Here is a 3,161-nt window from a genome sequence, read left to right as displayed (position 1 = left end):
ACGCCGCCCCGGGCGGCCGCAGCGCGTCCCTCGGCGATCGGCGCATCGCCGCGTAGCGGCGCGGTGCGGCCGGCCGTCGAGCCGACCGACAGGCCGACCGGCGCGGTGGCCGTCGACACCGGCACGCGCCCGGGTGGACCATGAGGGCCGTGGCCGTGACGATCGAGGACGCGCGCGCGATCGCGCGCACGCTCCCTCGCTCGTACGAGGTCGTCGTCCGCGACCAGGTCAAGTTCCGCGTGGGCCGTCTCGTGTACGCGGCCTTCTCGCGCGACGAGACGATCATGGGCTTCGGCTTCCCCCGCGAGGAGCGGGCGTCGCTGGTCGCTGCCGAGCCGGAGAAGTTCCTCCTGCCCCGGCCTTCCGACATGCGGTATCAGTGGGTCGACGTCAGGCTCGCCGCCATCGACGCCGACGAGCTGCGCGAGCTGCTCGTCGACGCCTGGCGCATGTGCGTGCCGAAGAGCGTCGCCGGGGCCTACGGGGAGTGACCCGCTCGCGCTAGGCCGTCCGGCGGGCCAGGAGCGTCGAGTCGTGCACATGGTGCTCGGTGCCCTGGTGCGTCGCGGTACGCGGCCTCTGCTCCAGGACGAGGACCTCGAACCCGTCCGGCAGCGCGGGCACGAGATCCGCGGCAACGAACATCGCCCGGCGCTTCGCCGCGGAGAGCTGCCGGTGCAGCTCCGACGGCGCGTGCCCGACGACGAGCAGGTGCCCGCCGGGCGCGACGGCCGTCACGAGCCGGCGGACGACGTCGGCCATGCCCGCGTCCGGCGGGTGCAGGAAGTGCGTGGTCACGAGGTCCCACGTGCGGCCGCCCGCGTCGAAGGTGCGGGCGTCGACCTGCCACCACTCGGTGCGGGCCGCGACCCCCGCCGCCTCGGCGTTGCGGGCCGCCCGCGCGAGACCGGCGGCCGCGAAGTCCGCGCCGGTGACGTGCCATCCCTGCTGGGCGAGCCAGATGACGTCGCCGCCCTCGCCGCAGCCGACGTCGAGCGCGGTGCCCGGCGTGAGCCCCGTCGCCTCGGCGACGAGCTGAGCGTTCGGCCGGCCGGACCACACGGGAGAGTCGCCGGTGTACCGCGCCTCCCAGCCGGACGGCTCGAAGACGTCGTCGTCGTCCTCGCCTGCGTGGTCGTGCCCGTGCTGGTGCTCGTGCTCGTGGGTGTGCTCCGTCATGGCGTGCCTCTCCGTCGGGCTGTCGAGGCACTGTGCGCGACCATGCGAGCGCGGAGCAAGTCCTGTTGCTAGATCGGCAACGCGCCGGCGGTGTGGCGATCCGTCGCTCGAGCGGGCACGGCGCGCGGGAGGCCCAGGCTGCGGGTCCAGACGCCGTCCATCCGGCGGTCGCTGAGGAGGGCCCGCATGAGCAGGATGACGCGCGCGTCCCGCCCGACGGGGGTGCGCGGGTGCATCCGGGTGCGGTCGAGCTCACGAGCGACGGCACGAGCCACGCCCTCGGGCGGCGCCGCACGGCTCCCCAGGTTCGCGAGCAGCCGGCGCTCGCCGGCGATGTGCTCGGCGTAGAGCCTGCGCAGCTCGGGCGTGAGGCCGTCCGCGAACTCGGCGATGAGCCGGTCCATCTCCTTCCACGGGTCGGTCGCGACGACGCCCGGCTCGATGAGCCCGACCTGGACGCCGAACGGGCCGAGCTCGACGCGCAGGCAGTCGGCGACCGCCTCGACCGCGAACTTGGACGCGTTGTAGATGCCCGTGAACGGGAACGAGACGCGCCCGTTGACGGACGAGATGAAGACGATGCGTCCCCGGGTGCGGCGCAGACGCGGCAGCACGGCGCGCGTGACGTCGAGCGGGCCGACGAGGTTGGCGTCGAGCTGGCGGTGCATGTCCTCGCGACTGAGCGTCTCGACCGGCCCGGGGACCCCGATGCCGACGTTGTTGACGAGCGCGTCGAGCCGGTCGGGCACGGCGGCGTCGATGGCGGCGACGTGCTCGCGGACGGTGACGTCGAGCTCGACGGGCGTGATCGCGTCCGACTCGTCCATCAGGGCCTTCGCGGCGACGTCGGTGCGGACGCCTGCGTGAACCTGCCAGCCCTCGCGGGCCAGGTGCAGCGCGATCGCGCGACCGATGCCGCGGCCGGCGCCGGTGACGAGGACGGAGCGGGTGGTCGGGCGTGCAGTCATGGGAGGCACCTTCCACGAAGCCGGGATGCTTCGACGATCCTGCCGCCGGGCGGTGCCGGAGCGAGTAGTGCGGTACGCGGATCGCCGTCGCTAGCATCGGCAGATGGCGCGGCCGTGGCCGCTGACCGGTCGGGACGCGGAGCTCCGTGAGATCGCGGCGGCGGTCCGGCCCGGTGCGGCCGGGATCCTGCTGGTGGGGCCCGCGGGTGTGGGGAAGACCCGCCTCGTCCGGGACGCCGCGGCGCGCGCGGGGGCGCGCGTCGTCTGGGCGCTCGGCAGCCGTGCCGCCCGCACCTACCCGCTCGGCGCGTTCGCCGGCCTGGTCGAGGTCCCGCCTGGCGACGCCGCCGCGGCCGTGGGCCGCGTGCTCGACGACCTCGCCCGACGTCGGCCCGTGGTCCTCGGCGTCGACGACGCGCACCTGCTCGACGAGCTCTCGGCGCTCGTGCTGCACCGCGTCGTCGTCCGCCGGCTCGCGCCCGTGCTCGTGACCGTCCGCGACGGCGAGCCGGCGCCGGACCCGGTGACCGCGCTCTGGAAGGACGAGCTGCTGCCGCGTCGCGACCTCGCGCCGCTCGACCGCGCCACGACGACCGACCTCCTCGCGCACGTCCTCGCCGGACCGGTCGAGACGGCGACCGCGCACCGGCTGTGGGCGCTGAGCCAGGGCAGCCCGCTGTTCCTGCGCCACCTCGTCACCGGCGAGATGCGCTCGGGCCGGCTCAGCCCCGCCTCCGGCGTGTGGTGCTGGTCCGGCGAGCCGCACGTCTCGCGCGAGCTCGCCGCGCTGCTCGAGCGCGAGATCGGTGCCCTCGACGCGGCCGTGCGCGACGTCGTCGACCTCGTGGCGCTGGGGGAGCCGCTCGCCGTGGGCACGCTCGTCGAGCTCGCGGGCGCGCCGGCGGTCGAGGACGCCGAGGCGCGCGGGCTCGTGCGGACCGAGGCGGAGCCGTCCGGCGCCGTCGCGCGGCTCGTGCACCCCCTCTACGGCGAGGTCCGGCGCAGCGCGATGGG

At 75.5% G+C, this 3,161-nt stretch carries 4 protein-coding genes; 2 read left to right on the top strand and 2 right to left on the bottom strand.

Annotated features, from left to right (window positions below; all coding sequences use genetic code 11):
- Positions 1-149: 149 nt before the first annotated feature.
- Positions 150-491, top strand: coding sequence for an MmcQ/YjbR family DNA-binding protein (locus ICW40_RS18205; RefSeq protein WP_221655417.1), 342 nt, complete (start codon positions 150-152; stop codon positions 489-491).
- Between the two features lie 10 nt (positions 492-501).
- On the opposite strand, the gene ICW40_RS18200 is transcribed toward ICW40_RS18205, so the two are convergent.
- Together ICW40_RS18200 and ICW40_RS18195 are read right to left on the bottom strand one after the other, a co-directional pair.
- Positions 502-1,179 (bottom strand): class I SAM-dependent methyltransferase, encoded by a 678-nt coding sequence (locus tag ICW40_RS18200; protein ID WP_221655416.1) that lies wholly within the window; start codon positions 1,177-1,179, stop codon positions 502-504.
- Positions 1,180-1,247: 68 nt separating this feature from the next.
- Positions 1,248-2,147, bottom strand: a complete 900-nt coding sequence (locus tag ICW40_RS18195) for an SDR family oxidoreductase (RefSeq protein ID WP_221655415.1) — start codon at positions 2,145-2,147, stop codon at positions 1,248-1,250.
- Positions 2,148-2,250: 103 nt separating this feature from the next.
- Here ICW40_RS18195 and ICW40_RS18190 point away from each other — a divergent pair.
- The coding region (locus ICW40_RS18190; protein WP_221655414.1) for an ATP-binding protein at positions 2,251-3,161 on the top strand (911 nt) is incomplete at its 3' end.

The sequence above is a fragment of the Actinotalea ferrariae genome (assembly GCF_019733465.1).
GTDB classification, from domain to species: domain Bacteria; phylum Actinomycetota; class Actinomycetes; order Actinomycetales; family Cellulomonadaceae; genus Actinotalea; species Actinotalea ferrariae_A.
The sequence above is the reverse complement of the archived record's forward strand: the minus strand, read 5'-3'. Positions and strand labels throughout refer to the sequence as shown.

Excerpts from the sequence above, each read along its gene's own strand:
- ICW40_RS18200 (WP_221655416.1), bottom strand. The coding sequence starts at position 1,179 with ATGACGGAGCACACCCACGAGCACGAGCACCAGCACGGGCACGACCAC.
- ICW40_RS18195 (WP_221655415.1), bottom strand. The coding sequence starts at position 2,147 with ATGACTGCACGCCCGACCACCCGCTCCGTCCTCGTCACCGGCGCCGGC.